This window comes from Roseovarius sp. 10, assembly GCF_033100315.1.
GTDB lineage: Bacteria > Pseudomonadota > Alphaproteobacteria > Rhodobacterales > Rhodobacteraceae > M30B80.
The window spans coordinates 326,865-344,811 of record NZ_JAWLVH010000002.1; the positions used below are offsets into that span (position 1 = coordinate 326,865).

Consider the following 17,947-nt stretch of genomic DNA (forward strand, 5'->3'; position numbering starts at 1 on the left):
CCAAATGGGGCGCGCCCTGCACAGATCAAGGACTTTGCGAAAAGATGAGCGCCTCAGACCCAAAACTGATTTCTGGTAACGCCAATCGCGAATTGGCCAAGACGATTGCAAAACGGATGTCGATGCATCGCGGCATGAAAGTCGGTCTTGTGGATGCCCGCGTGGAACGCTTCAACGACCAAGAAATTTTCGTAGAAGTTTACGAGAACGTGCGCGGCGAGGATATGTTCATCGTCCAACCCACATCGAAGCCTGCCAATGACAACTTGATGGAGCTGTTGATTATCGCTGACGCGCTGCGCCGCTCATCTGCTGCACGTATCACGGCGGTGATCCCCTATTTTGGATATGCCCGCCAAGACCGCCGCACCAAGGCGCGCACGCCAATCTCTGCGAAACTTGTAGCGAACCTGATTGCCGAAGGCGGCGTTGAGCGCGTATTGACCATGGATTTACACGCCGCACAGATCCAAGGCTTTTTCGATATCCCCGTGGACAACCTTTATGCGAGCCCGATTTTCGCGCTGGATATCTTGCATCAATTTGAGGGCAAGGTGGATGATGTCATGGTGATCTCGCCTGATGTTGGTGGCGTGGCGCGTGCGCGCGAACTTGCCACGCGTATTGGCGCGCCTTTGGCAATCGTGGACAAGCGCCGCGAAAAGCCAGGTGAGGTTGCTGAAATGACCGTGATCGGGAATGTCGAAGGCAAGCGATGCTTGATCGTGGATGATATGTGCGACACCGCTGGCACATTGTGCAAAGCGGCCGAAGTGTTGCTTGAACATGGTGCGACCGAAGTGCATGCCTATATCACCCACGGCGTGATGTCTGGCCCTGCGGTAGAGCGCGTGACCAAATCGGTTATGAAATCGTTGGTCTTGACCGACACGATCGAGCCAACCGAAGCTGTCAAAAACTGCCCCAATATTCGCATCGTTCCAACGGCGCCCATGTTTGCGCAGGCGATTTTGAACATTTGGAATGGCACAAGCGTCTCATCCCTGTTTGAGACGGAAACCCTCGTGCCGATCTATGAAGGGCTGTATCCCAACGGAATGTGGGGCCGCTAAGCGGCCACATTCTGGCATAACACACTCAACAGCGCGCCCATGAAAAAAGGCGCGCCTTTTTTATAGGCGCGCCTTTTCTAAATTGCGTCCTCAAGGGGACAGGGAATCACAGGTTGATGTGATCGCCCAATGCCACCATGTCAGACAGAAGCTTGGCCGCGTCATCCACGGGGCCAGGCTCGTTTTTGAATGTCTCTTTCGCAGTCTCATGTGCCTTGCGATACTCTTCCACCATTTCGGCATAGAGTTCTTTAGTCACTTCCGCGCGGGGCAATGCACGCTCTGCAAGAACAGTGACCTTATCGGCGCTGATCTCGGCAAAGCCACCCAGAACGATGTAATCGTCCTGACCGCCCGCATGGATGACCTGCAGCAAACCCGGACGCAGCGTGGTGATCGTAGGCGCGTGGTTTGCCATCGCCGTCATATCACCCCCTGCACCAGGGATTTGCACCTCGGTTGCATCTAACGAGGCCAAGCGGCGCTCGGGAGAGACGAGGTCAAATTTGAACGCTTCGGCCATTCGGCCCTCCTATCAGGCTGCTTCTGCTGCCAGACGCTCGGCCTTGGCTTTCACGTCTTCGATACCGCCCACCATGTAGAACGCGGCTTCTGGCAGGTGGTCATATTCGCCTGCAACAACCGCCTTAAAGGAGGCAATCGTGTCTTCCAATGGAACCTGAATACCATCAGAGCCAGTGAAGACCTTCGCCACGTCAAATGGCTGCGACAAGAAACGCTGGATCTTACGTGCGCGAGACACTGTCAGCTTATCTTCTTCACTCAATTCGTCCATGCCGAGGATGGCGATGATGTCCTGCAGCGATTTGTAACGCTGAAGGATACCCTGAACGTCACGAGCCACGTTGTAATGCTCCTCACCAATGACAGCAGGGTCAAGCAGGCGCGAGGTCGAGTCGAGCGGGTCAACCGCAGGGTAGATGCCCAATTCCGAAATCGCACGGCTGAGAACCGTGGTTGCGTCAAGGTGCGCAAACGAGGTTGCAGGTGCAGGGTCGGTCAAGTCGTCCGCAGGAACGTAGATCGCCTGAACCGAAGTAATCGAACCAGCTTTGGTCGATGTAATCCGCTCCTGCAGCGCGCCCATGTCGGTCGCAAGTGTTGGCTGGTAGCCCACCGCAGAAGGAATACGGCCCAAAAGCGCCGACACCTCAGAACCCGCCTGCGTGAAGCGGAAGATGTTGTCCACGAAGAACAGAACGTCTGTGCCCGACTGGTCACGGAACTGTTCCGCCAAGGTCAGACCCGTCAAAGCCACACGCGCGCGCGCCCCTGGAGGTTCGTTCATCTGGCCGTAGACCAAGGCCACTTGGCTTTCGCTCAACGCGTCTGGCTTGATAACGCCAGATTCGATCATCTCGTGGTAAAGGTCATTGCCTTCACGGGTGCGTTCACCCACGCCCGCGAACACCGAGAAGCCCGAGTGCACTTTTGCGATGTTGTTGATCAATTCCATGATGAGAACGGTTTTACCCACGCCCGCACCACCGAACAGACCAATTTTACCACCCTTCGCGTAAGGCGCGAGAAGGTCGATCACCTTGATACCTGTGACGAGGATTTCAGACTCGGTGGACTGTTCCGCGAACTCAGGCGCAGGCTGGTGAATGGCGCGGGTTTCATCCGCTTTCACAGGGCCTTTTTCGTCAATGGGCTCGCCCACAACGTTCATGATGCGGCCCAATGTGGCGTTGCCCACTGGAATGGTGATTGGCGCGCCCATATCGGTCACTTTCGCGCCGCGCACCAAACCCTCGGTTGCGTCCATCGCGATGGTGCGCACGGTGTTTTCACCCAAGTGCTGCGCCACTTCGAGGATCAGTTTCTTGCCATTGTTCTCGGTCTCAAGCGCGTTCAGGATCTCCGGCAGGTGATCTTCGAACTGCACGTCAACGACAGCGCCGATGACCTGAGTAATTTTGCCGACTGCTTGTGCCATGTCGTGTCTCCGGTTTCCTTAGAGCGCTTCCGCGCCCGAGATAATTTCAATCAATTCATTGGTGATCACAGCCTGACGCGAGCGGTTAAACTCAATCGTCAGTTTGTCGATCATGTCGCCTGCGTTGCGGGTTGCGTTATCCATTGCGGACATACGCGCCCCTTGCTCCGAGGCCCCATTTTCGAGAAGCGCTGTAAAAATCTGCGTTGTCACGCCAATGGGCAGCAGATCAGACAGGATTGCCTCTTCGGAAGGTTCATAGTCATAGGGCGTTTCTGCCCCAACATCTTCTGCAGCATCTTCAAAAACAGCAGGGATGATTTGCTGCGCAGTTGGGATCTGAGAAATCACCGACTGGAAGCGATTGTAGAAGATGGTGGCGACATCAAATTCGCCCGCATCAAAGCGTGCCATCACATCCTTTGCGATGGCTGCTGCGTTTTCGTAACCCACGCGCTTCACTTCCGAGAGGTCAACGTGACCAATCAAAAGGTTTGCATATTCGCGGCGCAGTTGTTCACGGCCTTTTTTGCCGACAGTCAAAACCTTCACAGTTTTGCCCTGTGCGGTCAGCTCGGCAATGCGCGCTTTTGCAAGACGCGCGATGGAGGAGTTAAAGCCCCCACACAAACCGCGCTCGGCTGTCATGACAACGAGCAGATGTGTCTGGTCTTGACCCGTCCCTGCCAAAAGGCGCGGGGCACTGTCCGACCCACCGACCGAAGCGGCCAGCCCGCCAATCACCGCTGCCATTTTCTCGGCATAAGGCCGCCCAGCTTCGGCTGCTTCCTGCGCACGGCGCAGTTTTGCAGCAGCCACCATCTGCATGGCCTTGGTGATCTTGCGGGTCGATTTGACCGACTCGATCCGTGTTTTCAGATCCTTGAGACTTGGCATAAACCCGTCCCCTTACGAGAAATCTGCGGCGAATTCTTCGATGACTGCCTTCAGTCGGTCGGCTGCATCACCTTTGATCTTTGGATCTTCATTGGTGATCCAATCGAGAACATCCTTGTGCTTCCCACGCAGATGCTGAAGCAGACCCTGCTCAAAGCGGCCAACTTCGCGCACGGCGATCTTGTCAAGGAAGCCAGAGATACCCGCGAAGATCACACAGACGATTTCTGCGTTGGTCAGCGGTGCATATTGTGCCTGCTTCATCAACTCGGTCAGACGCGCGCCGCGGTTCAGCAAACGCTGTGTCGCCGCATCAAGGTCAGACCCGAACTGCGCGAAGGCCGCCATTTCGCGATACTGCGCCAGTTCCAGTTTCACCGAACCTGCCACCGATTTCATCGCATTGGTTTGGGCCGAAGAGCCCACGCGAGACACGGACAGACCTGTGTTCACAGCAGGGCGAATACCCTGATAGAACAAGTCGGTTTCAAGGAAGATCTGGCCGTCTGTGATCGAGATCACGTTGGTCGGAATAAACGCCGAAACGTCACCGCCTTGGGTTTCAATCACGGGCAGAGCGGTCAAAGACCCTGCACCAAGATCTTCGTTCAGCTTCGCCGAACGCTCCAACAAACGAGAGTGGAGGTAGAAAACGTCACCAGGATAGGCTTCACGTCCTGGGGGACGGCGAAGCAGCAAGGACATCTGGCGGTAAGCAACAGCTTGCTTGGACAGATCATCATAGATGATCAGCGCATGCTTGCCGTTGTCACGGAAATACTCGGCCATAGCGGTCGCGGAATATGGCGCAAGGAACTGCATCGGGGCAGGGTCAGACGCGGTCGCGGCCACAACGATGGAATATTCAATCGCGCCTGTCTCTTCGAGCTTCTTCACCAACTGCGCCACAGTCGAACGCTTCTGGCCAACCGCAACATAGATGCAGTAAAGCTTCTTGCTTTCGTCTTTGCCAGCCGCTTCGTTATAGCTTTTCTGGTTCAGGATCGCGTCCAAAGCCACGGCAGTTTTGCCTGTCTGACGGTCGCCAATGATCAATTCGCGCTGACCACGGCCGATGGGGATCATCGCGTCAACAGCCTTGAGGCCTGTTGCCATAGGCTCATGAACAGATTTACGCGGGATAATGCCAGGCGCTTTGACGTCCGCAACGCGGCGCTCTTTCGACTTGATCGGGCCTTTGCCATCAAGTGGGTTGCCCAAGCCGTCTACAACGCGGCCAAGCAATTCTGGGCCAGCAGGAACGTCCACGATTGAATTCGTGCGCTTAACAGTGTCACCTTCTTTGATGTCACGGTCAGAGCCGAAGATCACGACACCTACGTTGTCGGCTTCAAGGTTGAGGGCCATGCCCATAATTCCACCTGGGAATTCGACCATTTCACCCGCTTGAACATTATCAAGCCCGTGAACGCGGGCGATCCCATCGCCAACACTCAGCACGCGGCCAACTTCGGCCACTTCTGCATCCTGACCGAAACTCTTGATCTGTTCCTTCAGGATCGCGGAAATCTCTGCAGCTTGGATCGCCATTATCCGACCTCTTTCATGGTGTTCTGGAGGGAGTTGAGCTTGGAGCGGATCGAGCTATCGATCATCTTCGAGCCAACCTTTACGATAAGACCGCCAATGAGGCTTTCATCAACGGTCGCATTCAAATTAATTTTCTTGCCCACGGAAGCTGACAAGGCTTTTGCCAGTTTATCCGCTTGGGTTTTGGTCAGGGCCTTGGCAGATACGACCTCTGCGGTCATCTCGCCACGGCTTTCTGCGATTTGGGCGCGCACGGCGCGCAGCACCATCGGCAGAACGAAGAGACGGCGCTTTTGCGCCATAACTTGCAGCGTGTTGGTTGCGACCATACCCAATTTCATCGCCTTGGCGACAGCGCCAACGGCAGCCTGAGACTCGTCACGGCGGTAGATCGGGGAGGAGATCAAATCGCGCAGGTCTGCGCTTGCGGCCAATGCGGCTTCGAGCGCGTCAACATCTTTGGCCAGCGCATCAATCGCTGCCGCCTCGGTGGCTAGGTCGAACATCGCGGTCGCGTAGCGCGCGGCGATGCCAGTTGAGATCGAAGCCGATTCGGACACGTCCACCCTTTCAACAATTTGGCTCGGGCAGCGTGAGGATCACGCCCGAGCAGTTCGTTCTTCGCGACTTGGAGATGCCGCCGTTCCTCAGATTTGGCGGTCGTTTAGCAGAGGGTTTAATTTGCTGCAACCGCCGATGGCGCAAACATGATTTTGACAAAATCCTTGTTTTTCAGAGGTTAACCAAATCTTTCTGCAGATGCGACGCTTTGAAGCTAAAAAAAAACGCGCCCATGGAGACGATTTTGCCCCTAATTTAGGCGCAAACGTCCCGAGTTGGCCTCTTTTGGCCCACCTTAGCGATTCTGCATCTGCGAAATAGAGGGGCCTTTTTGGCGGCGCACGCGGCCTGTTGCAGGGCTTGGAACACCATCAAGGATGCGCAAGGGATTGCGCATGCGTGCGGCGTGACCCCGTTTTGTAGGGGCAAAGACTTGCTTACTCGCTTCAACCATGATCACACCGCCTGCATAGTGCGAACTCATCCAGCGCCCCGCGCGTTCCATCATATCGGCAGACCTGAGCCAGAACCGCGCATGGCTTGGCGGCGCAAAAAGTGCGGCACGGTGACGTTCTGGCACAAAGCCATGGTGGCGCAATTGTGCCTCAAGCTGGCTGAGGCTGTAGGGCCGCCCATAGCCGAAGGGCGTGGCATCGCTGCGCGCCCACAAGCCACCGCGATTTGGCACAATGAACAAAGCCCGCCCCCCTGCGCCAAGCGCGCGGGCGGCTTCATCCAACAGCGCCGCAGGATCATCGCTTGTCTCAAGCCCATGCAGCATGACCAAGCGGTCTGCCATCCCCTCAGACAAGGGCCAACGCGCATCTTCGCACAGGGCCGCAACATTCGACATCCCAGCAGGCCAAGGCATCACCCCCTGCCCTTGCGGCATCAAGCCAATCACGCGGCGCGATTGATCGAGATACGGGCGCAACAGTGGAACAGCAAAGCCAAAGCCCACCACAGTCTGCCCACTTGCATTAGGCCAAAGTGACAACATCGCATCGCGCACAGCCTTTTGCGCAATTCGCCCCAATCGGGTGCGATAGTAAAATTGACGCAAATCAACGACATCAAGATGCATTGCAAAAGCCAGTCCGCTGCGATTGTCTTAGGCCATATGTGCCACGAAGCTGAGGAGATTGCCATGACCACCACCGCGCCCGTCACTGAAATTATGACAATCCCCTGCCTCAAGGACAATTATGCCTTTGCGTTGCATCTACGCGAAACGGGTCAAACCTTGATCGTAGACGTGCCAGAAGCCGCGCCCATTGTTGCCGAATGTGCGCGGCGCGGATGGGTGATTACAGACGTTCTCTTAACCCACCACCATTGGGATCATGTGGACGGCTTGCCCGATCTGCATGCGGCGACCGACAGCCCAATTCGCGTTTGGGGGGCCGCCGCAGATGCCCACCGACTGCCCGCGCTTGACCACGCGCTCTACGAAGGCGATGTCATGGAAATCGGGGCCTTGCGTGGCACGGTTTATGATGTGTCTGGCCATACTGTCGGGCACATCGCCGTTCATTTCCCACAGGCGGGCGTAATCTTTACCGCTGACAGCCTCATGGCGCTTGGCTGTGGTCGCCTGTTTGAGGGCACACCCGCTCAGATGTGGCAAAGCCTGTCAAAACTGACCGCACTTCCGCGTGATACGCTTGTCTGTTCGGGTCACGAATACACCCAATCAAATGCGCGGTTTGCCTTGACCATTGATCCCGAAAACAAGGCGCTCCAAGCTCGCGCCACCCGCATTGACGAGGCGCGCGCAAAAGGCTTGCCAACAGTGCCAAGCAGCCTTGGCATGGAATTGGACACAAACCCATTCCTGCGCGCCAATGATCCCCAAATCAAAGCACATTTAGGGATGACACAAGCCAGTGACGCAGAATGCTTTGCTGAGATCAGGCAGCGCAAAGATCACTTCTGATGGATTTTCACGCAAATTTGCGCCGATCACAGGTTTTTTTTCAAGTTTAGCTTGAAACTGGCAAAATAAAACCGAAGCTTAATACCATGAGGCTATGGCTAGACTCAGTGGAGGCGGGCCGAACCCGCTTGCGCCTCTGGCCGCAACGAAAGGAGCACTTATCGTGCCGTCGTTTTCAAATACCCTAGAGCAGGCCATCCATGCGGCTTTGGCGCAGGCGAATGCGCGCAAGCATGAATTGGCAACATTGGAACATCTTCTGCTGGCGCTGTTGGACGAGCCTGACGCGGCCAAAGTCATGCGCGCCTGTAGCGTAGACATTGATGCCCTGCGCGAGACGCTTATCACCTTCATTGATGAAGAATTGGCCACGCTTGAGACAGATATCGAGGGCTCTGAGGCAGTGCCGACCGCGGCCTTCCAGCGGGTGATCCAACGCGCTGCGATCCATGTGCAATCCTCGGGTCGCACCGAGGTCACAGGGGCAAACGTCCTTGTCGCGATTTTCGCAGAGCGCGAGTCAAACGCAGCCTATTTCCTGCAAGAGCAGGATATGACCCGCTATGACGCGGTGAATTTCATCGCCCATGGCGTGGCGAAAGATCCGTCTTTTGGGGAAAGCCGCCCTGTTTCAGGCGCGACTGATCCGATGGACGAGGGCGGTGAAACAAGTGGCAACCCGCCCGAGGGTAGTGATGCCAAGGAATCCGCCCTTGCCAAATACTGCGTTGATCTGAACAAAAAGGCGCATGATGGCGATGTTGACCCGCTGATAGGTCGCCATGATGAGGTGGAACGCTGCATTCAAGTGCTGTGCCGCCGCCGCAAAAACAACCCGCTCTTGGTCGGCGATCCCGGTGTTGGCAAGACTGCCATTGCCGAAGGTCTGGCGAAAAAGATTGTCGAGGGCGAAACGCCTGAGGTTTTGGCGAAATCCACCATTTATTCGCTCGACATGGGCGCGCTTTTGGCAGGCACACGCTATCGCGGTGATTTTGAAGAACGGCTGAAGGCCGTGGTCAACGAATTGGAAGACCATCCTGACGCGGTTCTTTTCATCGATGAAATTCATACTGTCATCGGGGCGGGTGCGACATCGGGTGGGGCCATGGATGCCTCAAACCTGCTTAAGCCCGCGTTGCAGGGCGGCAAATTGCGCTGCATGGGATCGACAACCTATAAAGAGTTCCGTCAACATTTTGAAAAAGACCGCGCGCTCTCGCGCCGCTTCCAGAAGATTGACGTCAATGAACCATCCGTTGAGGATTCGGTGAAAATCTTGCGGGGGCTGAAGCCTTATTTCGAAAGCCACCATGATGTGAAATACACCGCCGATGCGATCCGCACCGCGGTGGAACTGTCGGCGCGCTATATCAACGACCGCAAATTGCCCGATAAAGCAATTGACGTGATAGACGAGGCCGGTGCGGCACAGCATCTGCTGCCAGATAGCAAGCGGCGCAAGACCATTGGCCCAAAGGAAATCGAAGCCGTGGTCGCCAAAATCGCGCGCATCCCGCCAAAGAACGTCTCAAAGGACGATGCAGAAGTGCTGCGCGATTTGGAAAAAACACTCAAGCGCGTGGTGTTCGGCCAAGACAAAGCGATCGAGGCCTTGGCCTCTGCGATCAAATTGGCCCGCGCGGGTCTGCGGGAACCAGAAAAGCCGATTGGCAACTATCTCTTCGCGGGGCCAACAGGTGTTGGTAAAACCGAAGTGGCCAAACAACTGGCAGATACCCTTGGGGTCGAGTTGCTGCGTTTTGACATGTCCGAATACATGGAGAAACACGCAGTATCCCGCCTGATTGGCGCGCCTCCGGGATATGTCGGGTTCGATCAGGGCGGACTTCTGACTGATGGTGTGGATCAGCATCCTCATTGCGTGCTGTTGTTGGACGAAATCGAAAAAGCCCATCCTGATGTGTTCAACATCCTGTTGCAGGTCATGGATCACGGTACGTTGACCGATCACAATGGACGTTCAGTCGATTTCCGCAATGTCGTCTTGATCATGACCTCAAACGCAGGCGCAGCCGAACAGGCGAAGGCGGCTATTGGATTTGGTCGCGACCGCCGCGAAGGTGAGGATACCGCCGCGATTGAGCGCACCTTCACCCCTGAATTCCGCAACCGCTTGGACGCGGTGATCAGTTTCGGCGCACTGCCAAAAGATGTAATCCTGCAGGTGGTTGAGAAATTCGTGCTGCAACTTGAGGCGCAGCTGCTTGATCGCAATGTGACGATCGAGCTGACCAAACCCGCAGCTGAACTTTTGGCCGATTTGGGCTATGATGATCGTATGGGCGCGCGCCCATTGGGCCGTGTCATCCAAGAACAAATCAAAAAGCCACTGGCCGAAGAATTACTGTTTGGCAAACTGGCCAAGGGTGGCAATGTGAAGGTTGGTGTTAAAGACGGCAAAATCGACCTGCGCATTGAAAACGGTGCGCCACCGCGGATCAGTTCGAAAAAGCCACCGCTGCTCACGGCAGAATGACCTGCGGCGCAGCGTTAACATCAAAAGCGACCCCCTTTTTGAGTGGGGTCGCTTTTTTCTGCGCCTCTTTTGCAGGTAATGCCACCCCGCCGAGCCTCAGCTTTCCTGTCGACTGCCGATTGGGTGAGACCTGTTTCATTCAGCAATATGTCGACCATGATCCAAGCATAGCGGCGCGCGATTACACCTGCGGCCCCCAAAGCTATGACGGGCATCAAGGCACTGATTTCCGCCTTTCTGATCTGGCAGCCCTAACGCGCAATGTCGCCGTTCTGGCTACGGCGGATGGTATTGTGCAGGCCACGCGAGATGGGGTTCTCGATCAAGGCATCGCCGCCATGCCCAAGGGGCAGGATTGCGGAAACGGTGTTGTGATTGACCACGGCGATGGATGGCAAAGCCAATATTGCCACCTTGCCCAAGGCAGCATCGCCGTGACCCACGGGCAAAATGTTCAAGCCGGCGCGCGGCTTGGGGTGATCGGGCTGTCAGGGCGCACCGAATTTCCGCATCTGCATTTCACCTTGCGCCACAATGGCACGGTGATTGATCCTTTCAATCAAAGTGCTGAGGGGCATTGCGGCCTCGACACGGCCCAACTCTGGCACCCTGCATTGCCCGCGCCCACCGCAGATGTCATGGCAGCAGGTTTTTCCGATGCCCTGCCCGATTATGATGCAATTCGCGCAGGGCGCGCGCATCTGCCCATGGCCACCCGCAGCGCAAGCGCCTTGGTGGTCTGGGGCTTTGCCCATAGTGGGCAGATCGGCGATCGTATGGAGTTTGAAATCACAGGGCCGAACGGGGCGCTTCTGCACGAAAACAGTGTCACATTAGAGCGCGCCCAAGCGCAGTTTTTTCGCGCCTCTGGCCGCCGCGCGCCAAACGGGGGATGGGGCGCGGGACGATATATCGGGGAAATCCGACTGATCCGCGAAGGTGAACTTATCTCAATCCGTCAAACAGAAATCGAGCTGCGCTAACGCTCAGTCAATTTAAGTTCTATCCTGCGGTTTTGCGCCCGCGCTGCGGCGCTATCCCCTTCGGCTACGGGGTGGAATTCACCAAACCCTGTGGCGGCCAATCGCTCGGACGGAATGCCCAATTCCTCGCTCATATAAAGAACCACGGACAAGGCGCGCGCCTGCGACAATTCCCAGTTGCTCGAAAATTCCGCATTGGCTGATAGGGGGACATTATCGGTATGGCCATCAACACGAATGATCCAATCGATGGTATCTGGAATTTCATCGGAAACCTGCAACAGCAATTCTGCCACATTGGCAATTTGTGCGCGCCCCTCAGGGCTCAGATCAGCGCGGGCGCTGTCAAACAAGACCTCAGACGAAAACACGAAACGGTCGCCCACGATCCGCACGCCATCACGCCCCTCAAGCACCTCTCTCAGGCGACCAAAGAAATCGGATCTGTAGCGTTCCAAACGCTGCGCTTCTGCGGCTTCGAGATCAGCACGCGCGCGCTGCTCGGCCGCTACTTGCGCCAGAGCCGTGTTCAATCGCGTTCCTAGCGCGTCAATTTGGACTTGTGCCGCCTCATCGCGCGCCTCGGATTCGTCCAATGTAGTTTCAAGCGCGGCGAGCTGCGCGCGCAGGGCTGCAAGCTGCTCATTTAGCACAACCACACGCCGCTGCGCTTCGGTCGATTGCGCCTGCGCCGTGGCAAGCTCGGCATTGGCGACCGCTAAAAGGGCCTCTCGCTCAGACAGTTGGGATTGCAAATCTTCAACGGCGGGTAGGTTTTCTTGCGCCGCCCGCGCGGCGGCCAACAGGGTCAGCGTTTCTTCGGCCCTTGCGCGCTCCTCCTCTAATGCGAGGGTGAGCGCGGTCAATTCTGCGTCAGAATTGGCCAATCTCTCGCGTAGGGCTTCGGCTGCCGCGGCATCGGCCATGCGTGCGGCTTCTTCTTCAGACAGTTGGGTTTGCAGATCGCTGTTCTCACGGCGCAAATCTGCCAACAATGCCTCAAGCGCCTCACGCCGCGCTGCTGCTAGGCGCGCGGCCTCAGCGGCGCTGTCAATCTCGCTGCGCGCTTGTGCAAGCGCAAGGTTCAACGCCTCCTCGCGGGAGAGTGTTTCTGCAAGTTCAGCGCGCGTGCTGTCCACTTGAGCGCGCAAATCAGCCTGACGCGCCAAGAGACTGGCCACCTGCTCCTCAAAGGAGGCGATGCTTGCCTGTGCCTCGGATAACTGGCCGCCCAATGTGGCAAGGCGGGTTTCCAGATCGCTGGAGCGGGCCTGTTCCAACCCAAGCGCATCGCTGAGCGCATTCAATTCTGCATTGAGCGCATCAAGCTCATTATCCTTCGTAGCAATCTGATCGCTTAGAACGAACTGCACTACCATGAAAATGGTCAGCACAAAAATCATCACCATCAGCAATGCGGTGATGGCATCCACAAAACCCGGCCAAATCGCGGCAGAAAACCGATTGCCTGTTCTGCGGTGAAACGCCATCAGGCTTGCCCTTCCCCGTTTTCATCCGTCTCGGTCACACGCCGAATAGCCGCGGTCAGTGCCGCCATCTCACGGCGTAACGCGCGCACTTCGCCATCGCCTTCAGACGATTGGTTCACCCGCGCGGCCATTTGTTCAAAAATTTGCACAAGCTGCAGGTCAATCGACCGCATCCGCGCGCGGGCTTCATCGTCAAATCCGCAGAGACTACCCAGAATTTCCAATCGCTCGACCAGTTGTTCTTGAGCTTGGGCCTGACGCGCCGCGATTTCTTGCGATTGCGGGGTCATCCGTTCAGCTAAGGCCACAACCGCGCCTGTCATCTCTACCATCCGCGCTTCAACTTCGGCCTGCCGAGCGTTGGATTGCGTGAACATCGCCTGCAAGCTGTCGATCTGGTCAACCATGTGATCCAAGACTGTGGCCACGGCCGCACGATCCACCCCACCGCCGTCCCCATCAGCATCTGACGAGGAAAAACTCATCCGCGTGATGGAGGACAGCCATTCTTCCATTTCACGGTAAAATCGGTTCTGGCCATGTCCCGCGAAAAGTTCCAAAAGCCCCACAACCAAAGAACCCGCGAGCCCCAAAAGCGAGGAGGCGAAGGCCGTGCCCATCCCGCCCAACTGGCTTTCAAGCCCCGTCATCAGCCGCGCGAAAACCGCAAGCCCGTCTTCATCGGCACTGGGCTGTAGACCGCGAATTGTATCTACAACTGCAGGCACTGTTGTGGCCAATCCAAAAAACGTGCCCAAGAGCCCGAGAAAAATCAGCAAATTCGCCAAATAGCGGGTGATGTCGCGGCTTTCTTCCATCCGCGCGCCCACGGAATCCAAGACCGAACGGGTCGTCATGGTCGACAGTTGCATCCGTGCACCGCGCCCTTGCAAAGCGGCGGCCAAAGGCGCCAATAGTTCGGGACGCCGTTGATCTGTCAAACCTTGCTGCGCCGCGCCTTCGATCCAGCGCACCGAAGAAAATAACTGCAGCACCTGCCAGAAACAGGCCATCACGCCGACCAAGAACACCACGCCTATCGTGCCATTGAGGTATGGGTTAGAGAGGAAAACAGGCAGCACCATAGGATAAACCACTGCGCCCCCTGCCGCGACCAAGCCGCATATGATCATCATCAGGAAAATCTGGCGGGTGGGGCGTGTGAAACTAGACTGCGCCCCGCTTCTGTTGCTGCCGCTCATCAAAAACTCTCCTGCCCCGTGGCCTCGCTTGGGCCCAACCTACCGCCCTTCCATGGCTCTGCCAACAGGGGGGCGCAAGATCACGATGGTTTTATCTCTGCTTTTATCTCGGCAACGCGTGATTGCAGCCACGATAATTCGGCATCAGGAACGCCGATTTGGTGCAAATGCTCGGCTGTGTTGATCAGATATTCATCGTTTGGCCCCCGCCCACCCACAGCGCGCGCGATAATCTGGGCTTGGGTCTCAAGGTCAAGATCGCCGCGATATTGGCAATGGTCGGGGTCAATGACAAAAGTCAGCACATTCTCAAGCGTCCCACCCGCTGACAGATGCACCGTTTGGCGCGTCTCAAGATAGGCAGAGCTGACCAACTCACGCTCGCGCAAATATTCCAAGGTTGCGCTTTCATGACCATCAGTCACGCGAAACGCTACCCCGTCACAATGGGCATTTTCGGCCTGATCCAAGGCCAAAACCAACCCTGGTGCCTCGGGCGTGCCGCGGTGGTGAATAGAGGACATGCAAAACGACCGCCGCCAGCCCATAAGCCGCGCATGCGCGGTCTGCGCCACAGGAAAGCCCGGGTTCCAGATTAGGCTGCCATAGCCAAAGACCCAAAGAGGTTCAAACTGTGCCTCAGACATGAGATGCCACCTCGCTTTGGCGCTTGGCAGTCCTGACGCGCAGCGTTAAGGAATAGCGCATGAAAAAGGTTCTTATCATCATCGCGGCCCTTTGCCTGTTGGCCAGTGGGGTTTGGTTTGGGCTTGCCGCAGCAAGCAAATCGACCCTCGCAGCATGGTTTGAAGCACGCCAAGCCGATGGGTGGCTTGTCTCACATGATCCGATTGAGGTGAAGGGCTTTCCCCTCAGCCTGAATGCCACAATCCCGAATTTGGAACTGGCTGACCCTGAAACAGGGTGGCTTTGGTCAGGCCCAGCAATCTTGATTGATCAGGCCTTGCTGTCTGCAGGGGACATATCCGTTACATGGCCAAGCGCCCATGTTTTTGCCACGCCCGAAGCACGTTTCGATATCGCCTCGGCGCAGTTTCAGTCCAATTTGCAGCTTGAACCAACCCGCAATCTGGCAGTGTCAGGGGCGGCGACCCAGTTGCGCGATCTCACCCTTCAGCGCGCGAATGACGCTGCTTGGCAGGCCAGTTTAGACGCGGCCACGATCACATTCACCCGATTGCAGAATGAGGATCAAACCTATGATCTGAATGCCGCAATCGAGGGGTTATCTCTCCCCCAAGGCCTGCGCGCGCGGCTTGATCCTGCGGGGGTCATGCCTACGATTTTCGAGCAATCCAGCCTTGATGCCACTTTGACCTTTGATCGCCCGTGGGATTTGGAAGCGCTTGAACAGGCCCGCCCGCAATTTACGGCCATCCAAATTGACGAAGCCTCTGCCATCTGGGGGGATATGGTTTTGCGCGCTTCGGGTGCGGTCACAGTGGATGCACAAGGCATAGCTGAGGGTGATCTGGCGCTGAGGGCAGAAAACTGGCGCGCGATGTTAGATATGGCCTTGCGCGCTCGGGTCATCTCGCAAGACCTGTATCAAATGCTAGATGGCGGGCTTGGGCTTTTTGCGCAGCTCTCGGGCCAGCCCGAAAACCTTGATATCATCTTACGCTTTAGCGGGGGTGCGGTCTTTGCAGGGCCGATCCCCATTGGCCCCGCACCACGCTTGATCCTGCGTTAATCTTTCTTGCGCGCAATCCGCCCAAAATCAGGCGCATCTGTATCCTGCCCCGCCTCAATAATGCCGCGCCGAATGGCGCGGGTGCGGGTGAAATAGGCGTGCAGATGATCCCCATCGCCCCGCCGAATAGCGCGCTGCAATGCGAATAATTCTTCGGTAAAGCGCCCCAAAATCTCTAGGGTGGCATCTTTGTTGGACAAAAAAACATCGCGCCACATGGTCGGATCAGAGGCTGCAATGCGGGTGAAATCACGGAAACCCGCCGCAGAATATTTGATCACTTCGCTATCCGTCACGCGGCGCAAATCATCGGCGACACCGACCATCGTGTAGGCGATCAAATGCGGTGTATGGCTGGTGACGGCAAGAACCAGATCGTGATGATCTGCGTCCATCTCCTCAACCTTAGCACCGCACCCTTCCCATAGGGCGCGCAATCGCGCCACCGCATCAGGGTTGCTGTCTGCCTCTGGGGTGAGGAGCACGTAGCGATTATCAAACAACTCGGCAAAGCCCGAGCGAGGGCCAGAATGTTCGGTGCCTGCAAGCGGGTGCGCAGGGATGAAATCCACCCCGTTCGGCAAATGCGGGGCGACCGCATCGATCACCGCGCGCTTCACCGATCCCACATCAGAGATTGTGGCACCTGTGGCCAAATGCGGGGCCATTTCACGCGCTACGGCCTCCATCGCGCCAACAGGAACGCAAAGAACCACCAAATCCGCACCCGCGACCGCGCTGGCCAGATCATCCGCGATATGATCACAAAGCCCGATTTCGCGCGCAACATCCCGCGTCTGGGGCGAGCGGGCATAGCCCACCACCTCGCCTGCAAGACCCGCGCGGCGCATCGCAAGCGACATTGAGCCTGCAATCAGCCCCAGACCGATGAGGGCAACACGAGTGTAAAGCTGGCTCATTCCGCCCCCCTGAAGGCGCGCATTGCCGCCAGAACATGAACATTATCCTCGGGCCGCCCGATGGTGATCCGCAGCCCATGCGGAATTTTATAAGACTTTGGCGCCCGCACGATAATGCCGCGCGATTTGAAAAACGCATCAGCCGCGTCAGCGGTCGCCTCATCCTCGAAACGGGCCAAGATGAAGTTCGCTTCACTGTCCGACACTTTGATCCCCAACTCACGCAAGCCTCGCGTCAGGGTATCGCGCTCGGCATTGTTGATGCGCACCGAATTTTGGGCGAAATCTTGGTCTGCAATCGCCGCCTCTGCCCCTGCAAGCGCAAGGGTTGAGAGGTTAAAGGGCTGACGCAAACGCGTTAAAATTTCAATTAACCCTTTCGCGCCATAGCCCCACCCCACCCGGAGGCCCCCAAGCCCATAAAGCTTGGAAAACGTGCGGGTCATCACAACATTGTCGCGCTCTGTTGCAAGGCTTGCACCGCCATCATACCCATCAACAAACTCTGCATAGGCCGCATCAATCACCAACAAACAATTTGGCGGGATAGCATCGGCCAAACGCGTCAATTCCTCATGGCTGAGAAAAGTGCCTGTTGGGTTTGCAGGGTTAGCAATAAACACCAATCGGGTGCGCGGCGTTATCCCCGCGATCACGGCATCAATATCGACACGAAAATCCGCCTCGGGAACCTCAACGGGTGTGGCGCCAACCATCAGCGCACAGATGCGATACATGGCAAATCCATGCTCGGTGAACAGAACCTCATCCCCCTGCCCCGCAAAAGCGTGGCACAGAAACTGGATCACCTCATCCGAACCAACGCCACAGATAATGCGATCAGGGTCAAGCCCGTGCAACGCGCCTATGGCTGCGCGCAAGGCCGTGTGACCCGTGTCAGGGTAGCGGTGCATATCCGCCGTTGCCGCCTCAATCGCCGCGCGAGCCTTGGGGCTTGGCCCGAACGGATTTTCGTTTGACGAAAGTTTAATCGGGTTTTGATGCCCCTGAAGCGCACTTAATCCGCCCTGATAAAGGGCAATCTGCATGATCCCTGCCTTGGGGTCAGGATATGTGCCGCGCGCGCTCATGGATGCGATCCTTCTTGTCAAATCACCCCCGCCTTCTAACGGGGCTTGCGCGCCAAGGGAAGTTCCCGC

16 protein-coding genes are annotated in these 17,947 nt (G+C 56.8%); 5 read left to right on the forward strand and 11 right to left on the reverse strand.

Annotated elements, in window-relative coordinates; all coding sequences use genetic code 11:
• The first annotated feature begins 44 nt into the window (after positions 1-44).
• Positions 45-1,073 (forward strand): ribose-phosphate pyrophosphokinase, encoded by a 1,029-nt coding sequence (locus tag RYZ18_RS08855; RefSeq protein WP_317656288.1) that lies wholly within the window; start codon positions 45-47, stop codon positions 1,071-1,073.
• A gap of 106 nt (positions 1,074-1,179) precedes the next feature.
• Here the strand turns inward: RYZ18_RS08855 and RYZ18_RS08860 are convergent, their stop codons facing one another.
• The 6 genes from RYZ18_RS08860 to RYZ18_RS08885 form a co-directional block, all read right to left on the reverse strand.
• Positions 1,180-1,596, reverse strand: coding sequence for a F0F1 ATP synthase subunit epsilon (locus tag RYZ18_RS08860; RefSeq protein WP_317656289.1), 417 nt, complete (start codon positions 1,594-1,596; stop codon positions 1,180-1,182).
• A gap of 12 nt (positions 1,597-1,608) precedes the next feature.
• Positions 1,609-3,033 (reverse strand): F0F1 ATP synthase subunit beta, encoded by a 1,425-nt coding sequence (gene atpD / locus RYZ18_RS08865; protein ID WP_317656290.1) that lies wholly within the window; start codon positions 3,031-3,033, stop codon positions 1,609-1,611.
• 18 nt (positions 3,034-3,051) lie between these two features.
• The gene (locus RYZ18_RS08870) at positions 3,052-3,930 is read right to left on the reverse strand and encodes a F0F1 ATP synthase subunit gamma (RefSeq protein ID WP_317656291.1); all 879 of its coding nucleotides are present in this window, start codon (positions 3,928-3,930) and stop codon (positions 3,052-3,054) included.
• Between the two features lie 12 nt (positions 3,931-3,942).
• Complete coding sequence (atpA, locus tag RYZ18_RS08875; protein ID WP_317656293.1) at positions 3,943-5,481, reverse strand: F0F1 ATP synthase subunit alpha; 1,539 nt, start codon at positions 5,479-5,481, stop codon at positions 3,943-3,945.
• A complete protein-coding gene (locus RYZ18_RS08880) occupies positions 5,481-6,041 on the reverse strand; it encodes a F0F1 ATP synthase subunit delta (protein WP_317656294.1) in 561 nt (186 codons plus the stop codon). Before RYZ18_RS08880 ends, atpA begins: the two co-directional genes overlap by 1 nt.
• Positions 6,042-6,337: 296 nt before the next feature.
• The gene (locus tag RYZ18_RS08885) at positions 6,338-7,126 is read right to left on the reverse strand and encodes a methyltransferase domain-containing protein (protein ID WP_317656295.1); all 789 of its coding nucleotides are present in this window, start codon (positions 7,124-7,126) and stop codon (positions 6,338-6,340) included.
• 63 nt (positions 7,127-7,189) lie between these two features.
• Between RYZ18_RS08885 and gloB the strand changes: the two genes are divergently transcribed.
• The 3 genes from gloB to RYZ18_RS08900 all read left to right on the forward strand — a co-directional run bounded on the left by gloB (position 7,190) and on the right by RYZ18_RS08900 (position 11,461).
• Entirely contained in the window at positions 7,190-7,978 is a 789-nt protein-coding gene (gene gloB, locus RYZ18_RS08890; RefSeq protein WP_317656695.1) for a hydroxyacylglutathione hydrolase, read from the forward strand.
• A 163-nt stretch (positions 7,979-8,141) separates the two neighbouring features.
• A complete protein-coding gene (gene clpA, locus RYZ18_RS08895) occupies positions 8,142-10,478 on the forward strand; it encodes an ATP-dependent Clp protease ATP-binding subunit ClpA (protein ID WP_317656296.1) in 2,337 nt (778 codons plus the stop codon).
• 38 nt (positions 10,479-10,516) lie between these two features.
• Positions 10,517-11,461 carry a M23 family metallopeptidase gene (locus RYZ18_RS08900; RefSeq protein ID WP_317656297.1) on the forward strand — a complete coding sequence of 315 codons (945 nt, stop codon included), beginning with the start codon at positions 10,517-10,519 and terminating at the stop codon, positions 11,459-11,461.
• Here RYZ18_RS08900 and RYZ18_RS08905 read toward each other — a convergent pair.
• From RYZ18_RS08905 to RYZ18_RS08915, 3 genes are all read right to left on the reverse strand, one after another.
• Entirely contained in the window at positions 11,458-12,951 is a 1,494-nt protein-coding gene (locus RYZ18_RS08905; protein WP_317656299.1) for a peptidoglycan -binding protein, read from the reverse strand. The two genes, RYZ18_RS08900 and RYZ18_RS08905, sit on opposite strands and share 4 nt — an antisense overlap.
• Positions 12,951-14,153: a biopolymer transporter ExbB gene (locus RYZ18_RS08910; RefSeq protein ID WP_317656300.1), complete on the reverse strand. Its 1,203-nt coding sequence runs from the start codon at positions 14,151-14,153 to the stop codon at positions 12,951-12,953. The genes RYZ18_RS08905 and RYZ18_RS08910 overlap by 1 nt, the downstream gene beginning before the upstream one ends.
• A gap of 80 nt (positions 14,154-14,233) precedes the next feature.
• Complete coding sequence (locus tag RYZ18_RS08915) at positions 14,234-14,800, reverse strand: gamma-glutamylcyclotransferase (protein ID WP_317656302.1); 567 nt, start codon at positions 14,798-14,800, stop codon at positions 14,234-14,236.
• 59 nt (positions 14,801-14,859) lie between these two features.
• On the opposite strand from RYZ18_RS08915, the gene RYZ18_RS08920 reads away from it, so the two are divergent.
• On the forward strand, positions 14,860-15,867 hold the full coding sequence (locus RYZ18_RS08920) for a DUF2125 domain-containing protein (protein WP_317656303.1): 1,008 nt from the start codon (positions 14,860-14,862) through the stop codon (positions 15,865-15,867).
• On the opposite strand, the gene RYZ18_RS08925 is transcribed toward RYZ18_RS08920, so the two are convergent.
• Positions 15,864-16,787, reverse strand: a complete 924-nt coding sequence (locus RYZ18_RS08925) for a prephenate/arogenate dehydrogenase family protein (protein WP_317656304.1) — start codon at positions 16,785-16,787, stop codon at positions 15,864-15,866. The two genes, RYZ18_RS08920 and RYZ18_RS08925, sit on opposite strands and share 4 nt — an antisense overlap.
• Positions 16,784-17,878, reverse strand: a complete 1,095-nt coding sequence (gene hisC / locus RYZ18_RS08930; RefSeq protein ID WP_317656305.1) for a histidinol-phosphate transaminase — start codon at positions 17,876-17,878, stop codon at positions 16,784-16,786. The genes RYZ18_RS08925 and hisC overlap by 4 nt, the downstream gene beginning before the upstream one ends.
• Positions 17,879-17,947: the final 69 nt, after the last annotated feature.